The following is a 4,832-nucleotide window of genomic DNA, read 5'->3' on the forward strand; positions in this document are numbered from 1 at the left end:
CAACGACGGCATCCTGTACCTCTTCAAGAAGAACAAGGTGTCGTTCTTCCACGGCCGCGGCTCGTTCGTGAAGGCCGCTGAAGGCGGCTACGAGATCAAGGTGGCGGGCGCGGCCGAGGAATCGATCGTGGCCAAGCACGTGATCGTCGCGACCGGCTCCAACCCGCGCGCGCTGCCCGGTGCGCCGTTCGACGAGGAGAACATCCTCAGCAACGACGGTGCGCTGCGCATCCCCGCGGTGCCGAAGAAGCTGGGCCTGATCGGCGCCGGCGTGATCGGCCTGGAGATGGGTTCGGTGTGGCGCCGCCTGGGTGCCGAGGTGGTGGTGCTGGAAGCGCTGCCGACCTTCCTCGGCGCGGTCGACGAGCAGATCGCCAAGGAGGCGCAGAAGGCCTTCAACAAGCAGGGCCTGAAGGTCGAACTGGGCGTGAAGATCAGCGAAGTGAAGACCGGCAAGAAGGGTGTCACGGTCGCGTACGCCAACGCCAAGGGCGAAGCGCAGACGCTCGAGGTCGACAAGCTGATCGTCTCGATCGGCCGTGTCGCCAACACGATCGGCCTGAACCCGGAAGCGGTCGGCCTGAAGCTCGACGAGCGCGGCGCGGTGGTGGTCGACGACGACTGCAAGACCAACCTGCCGAACGTCTGGGCGATCGGCGACGTGGTGCGCGGCCCGATGCTCGCGCACAAGGCCGAGGAAGAGGGCGTCGCGGTGGCCGAGCGCATTGCCGGCCAGCACGGGCACGTCAACTTCAACACGATCCCGTGGGTGATCTACACCTCGCCGGAGATCGCGTGGGTCGGCCAGACCGAGCAGCAGCTGAAGGCCGCGGGCCGGGCCTACAAGGCCGGCACCTTCCCGTTCCTCGCGAACGGGCGGGCACGCGCGCTGGGCGACACGACGGGCATGGTCAAGTTCCTCGCCGATGCGAAGACCGACGAGATCCTGGGCGTGCACATCGTCGGGCCGATGGCGTCGGAGCTGATCTCCGAGGCGGTGGTCGCGATGGAGTTCAAGGCCTCGGCCGAGGACATCGCGCGCATCTGCCACGCGCACCCGTCACTGAGCGAAGCCACGAAGGAAGCGGCCCTGGCCGTCGACAAGCGCACCTTGAACTTCTGAACGGAAGCCACCGCGCTCGATGGTCTCCGTCACAGAGCTGTACCGGCAGACGCTCGCCGAGCGCGGCTACCACAGCGACCCGGCGCAACTCGCCGCGGTCGCTGCGCTGCAGCGCTGCCAGGACGAGTGGGAGGCCTACAAGGCGCGGCGCAGCAATGCGATCGCGAAGCTGCTGGTGCGTCCGCCGCTGCCGCGCGGCGTCTACATGCACGGCGGGGTGGGGCGCGGCAAGAGCTTCCTGATGGACTGCTTCTTCAACGCCGTGCCGCTGCAGCGCAAGACGCGGCTGCACTTCCACGAGTTCATGCGCGAGGTGCACCGCGAGCTGGCCGAGCTGAAGGGCATCGTCAACCCGCTCGAGGAACTGGGCGCGCGCATCTCGCGGCGCCACCGGCTGATCTGCTTCGACGAGTTCCACGTCGCCGACGTGACCGACGCGATGATCCTGCACCGGCTGCTCGACAGCCTGTTCTCGCACCGCGTCAGCATCGTCACGACCTCGAACTTCAAGCCCGACGACCTGTACCCGAACGGCCTGCACCGCGACCGCATCCTGCCGGCCATCGAGCTGCTGAAGCAGAAGCTCGAGGTGATCAGCGTCGACAACGGCACCGACTACCGGCGCCGCACGCTGGAGCAGGTGACGCTGTACCACACGCCGCTCGGGCCCGAGGCCGATGCGGCGATGGCCGAGGCCTTCACGCAGCTGGCCGAGGCCAAGGACGAACCGCCGGTGCTGCACATCGAGCACCGCGAGCTGCACGCGCGGCGCAAGGCCGGCGGCGTGGTGTGGTTCGACTTCAAGACGCTGTGCGGCGGGCCGCGCTCGCAGAACGACTACCTGGAGCTCGCGACGCAGTTCCACACCGTGCTGCTGTCGGATGTGCCGCAGATGCCGCCGCGGCTCGCCTCGGAGGCGCGGCGCTTCACCTGGCTGGTCGACGTGCTGTACGACCGCCGCGTGAAGCTGATCATGTCGGCCGCGGTGCCGCCGGAAGAGCTCTACAAGGACGGCCCGCTGGCGCACGAGTTCCCGCGCACGGTGTCGCGGCTCAACGAGATGCAGTCGAAGGAATTCCTGTCGCTGGAGCGGCGGGACGTGGATACTCGGTTGACATGAAACGGCTGTTCGTCCCCGCTGCCTTGCTGATCGCCGCGCTGGTGCAGGCGCAGACGAAGGACGCGCCGTCCAGCCAGKCCGAGCGCGAGCGCATCGCGAAGCAGCGCCAGGTGGCCGAGGCGCAGTACGCGCAGCGCGAGGCCGAGTGCAAGCGCCGCTTCGTCGTGACCTCGTGCATCGACCAGGCGCGTGCCGACCGGCGCCAGTCGCTGGACAACCTGCACCAGCAGGAGATCGCGCTCGACGAGGTGGAGCGCCAGCAGCGCAGCGCCGAGCACCGCCGGCGGCGCGAGGCGAAGGCCTGGGAAGAGATCAACAAGCCGGCGCCGGAGCCGCGGCCACCGCGCGAGCCAAAGGCGCGCGCATCGAAGCTGCTACCGCCGTCGGCCGCCGCATCGCGGCCGGCACCGGTCGACCGCAGTGCCGACGAGCAGCAGGCGCGCGAGCGTTTCGAGGCGCGCCAGCGCGAGGCGCAGGCCCACAAGGCCGAGATCGAGGAGCGCAACCGCAAGAAGGCGGCGGCACGCAAGCCGTCGTTGCCGATCCCCGCCGCGTCGTCTCCGTAGCCCGGATGCGAATCCGGGTGCGACTCAGCCGAGCGCGTCGATCCGGATGAGAGCCAGCGACAGGTTGTCCCCCGTCCCCCGCGCCCGCTGGCGTGCCTTCGTCACCAGCATCTCGCTCGCCTCGCGCGGCGGCAGCGTGTGCACGATCGCGCCGAGTTCCTTCGGGCTGAAGTAGTGCCACAGCCCGTCGCTGCAGGAGAGCACCGAATCGCCGACCTGCAGCTGGTCGATGTGGTGCAGCGTCAGCGGCGGATCCTGGTAGGTGCCGAGGCAGCCGGTCAGCAGGTTCGACTGCGGGTGCGTGTTGGCCTCTTCCTCGCTGATCTGGCCCTCGTCGACCAGGCGCTGCACGAACGAATGGTCGATCGTGCGGCGGACCATGTCCGGCCCGCGGAAGTGGTAGCAGCGCGAATCGCCGGCATGGATCATGTCGCACTCGCGCGAGGGGCTGATCAGGTAGGCCACCGCGGTGCTGTGCGGCTCTTCCTCGGCGGTGATCGCCGTCAGCTTGATCATCAGGTGGGCTTCGAGCACCAGCTGCTTCAGCAGCTCGGAGGGATCGTCCTGGTTCGGGCTGTAGCGCTCGAACAGCTGGCGCGCCGTGAGCACCACCTGGTCGGCTGCCTTGCGCCCGCCGCTCTTGCCGCCCATGCCGTCGGCCAGCACCGCCAGCGCACACCCGGGGACCCGGTGGTGGGGCAGGATCTCGACCTGGTCCTGCTGGTAGGCGCGGTCGCCGCGGTGCATGCCGGTGGCGGCATTCAGCCGATATCCCTGGGGTGTGCTCATGGGCGAAAACTATAATCGCTTTGCCCTCACGCCCACCTGCAATACTCCGCGACGTTCTCCTCGATGGACGACAACCTGCACTCGCCGCAGCGCCGCCTGATCGAGCTTCGCATCGAACACGCCGACCTCGACAGCCTGATCGACCGCGTGGCCGGCGAGCACCCCGACGACGAACTCGCGATGCGCCGGCTCAAGAAGCGGCGCCTGGCCCTGCGCGACCAGATCGCGAAACTGGAAACCCAGCTTGACCCTCCCGAACCCGCCTGATCTGACTCCGCTCGAAGAGGCCGTCGCCGAAGCCTTCGCCCAGGGTGGGGCCCTGTCGCAGGCCGATCCGCGCTATGTCGAGCGCGAGGTGCAGCAGCGCATGGCGCAGCAGGTCGCTCAGGCGATCGACGGGCGGCATGCGCTGGTCGCCGAGGCGGGCACCGGCGTCGGCAAGACCTTCGCCTACCTGGTGCCGACGCTGCTGTCGGGCGCGCGGGCGCTCGTCAGCACCGCCACCAAGAGCCTGCAGGACCAGCTCTTCCTGCGCGACCTGCCGCGCCTGCGCGAGGCGCTCGGCCTGCCGCTGACGATCGCGCTGCTGAAGGGCCGCGCCAGCTACCTGTGCACGCACCGCATGAACCAGGCGCGCCAGTCGGCCCAGCTGCCCGACCGCTGGGCGGTGCGCACGCTGGCCAAGATCGAGACCTGGTCGCGCGCCACCACCAGCGGCGACCTGGCCGAACTCGACGGGCTCGACGAGCGCTCCAGCGTGATCCCGCTCGTCACCTCCACCCGCGACAACTGCCTCGGCAGCGAATGCCCCGAGTACCGCCAGTGCCATGTGATGAAGGCGCGGCGCGATGCGATGGCCGCCGACCTGGTGGTCGTCAACCACCACCTGTTCTTCGCCGACATGGCGCTGCGCGACTCCGGCGTGGCCGAGCTGCTGCCGAGCGTCGAGGTGGCGGTGTTCGACGAGGCGCACCAGCTCGCCGAGGCCGGCGTCGCCTTCCTCGGCACCACGCTCGGCACCGGGCAGGTGATCGACTTCGCCCGCGACATGCTCGGCGCCGGCCTGCAGCTGGCGCGCGGGCTCGCGCCTTGGCAGGAACTGGCCGCCGCCTGCGACAAGGCGGCGCGCGATCTGCGCATGGCCGCGGCCGGCCCGCTGCGCGAGGTGCGGGGCAGCCTGAAGCTGCGCTGGGACGAGCGCGCCGAGCGGGCCGATTTCGGCACGGCGCTGCAG

The 4,832-nt window shown here is 69.6% G+C and carries 6 protein-coding genes; 5 read left to right on the forward strand and 1 reads right to left on the reverse strand.

The window, feature by feature from the left end; translation table 11 throughout:
• The 3 genes from AC1D01_RS20970 to AC1D01_RS20980 form a co-directional block, all read left to right on the forward strand.
• The coding region (locus AC1D01_RS20970; protein WP_477869687.1) for a dihydrolipoyl dehydrogenase at positions 1-1,123 on the forward strand (1,123 nt) is incomplete at its 5' end.
• Positions 1,124-1,142: 19 nt separating this feature from the next.
• The gene (zapE, locus tag AC1D01_RS20975) at positions 1,143-2,243 is read left to right on the forward strand and encodes a cell division protein ZapE (RefSeq protein ID WP_477869689.1); all 1,101 of its coding nucleotides are present in this window, start codon (positions 1,143-1,145) and stop codon (positions 2,241-2,243) included.
• A complete protein-coding gene (locus AC1D01_RS20980) occupies positions 2,240-2,809 on the forward strand; it encodes a hypothetical protein (RefSeq protein ID WP_477869691.1) in 570 nt (189 codons plus the stop codon). The genes zapE and AC1D01_RS20980 overlap by 4 nt, the downstream gene beginning before the upstream one ends.
• Before the next feature lie 24 nt (positions 2,810-2,833).
• On the opposite strand, the gene AC1D01_RS20985 is transcribed toward AC1D01_RS20980, so the two are convergent.
• A complete protein-coding gene (locus tag AC1D01_RS20985) occupies positions 2,834-3,598 on the reverse strand; it encodes a PP2C family protein-serine/threonine phosphatase (protein ID WP_477869693.1) in 765 nt (254 codons plus the stop codon).
• 63 nt (positions 3,599-3,661) lie between these two features.
• On the opposite strand from AC1D01_RS20985, the gene AC1D01_RS20990 reads away from it, so the two are divergent.
• Both AC1D01_RS20990 and AC1D01_RS20995 read left to right on the forward strand, forming a co-directional pair.
• Complete coding sequence (locus AC1D01_RS20990) at positions 3,662-3,865, forward strand: YdcH family protein (protein WP_477869695.1); 204 nt, start codon at positions 3,662-3,664, stop codon at positions 3,863-3,865.
• Positions 3,843-4,832: ATP-dependent DNA helicase (locus AC1D01_RS20995; protein WP_477869697.1), on the forward strand; the 990-nt coding region annotated here is incomplete at its 3' end. The genes AC1D01_RS20990 and AC1D01_RS20995, both read left to right, overlap by 23 nt.

It is taken from the genome of Rhizobacter sp. P3_B12, assembly GCF_056402895.1.

Coding starts and splice junctions, on each gene's coding strand:
- zapE (WP_477869689.1), top strand. CDS start 1,143: ATGGTCTCCGTCACAGAGCTGTACCGGCAGACGCTCGCCGAGCGCGGC.
- AC1D01_RS20985 (WP_477869693.1), bottom strand. CDS start 3,598: ATGAGCACACCCCAGGGATATCGGCTGAATGCCGCCACCGGCATGCAC.
- AC1D01_RS20990 (WP_477869695.1), top strand. CDS start 3,662: ATGGACGACAACCTGCACTCGCCGCAGCGCCGCCTGATCGAGCTTCGC.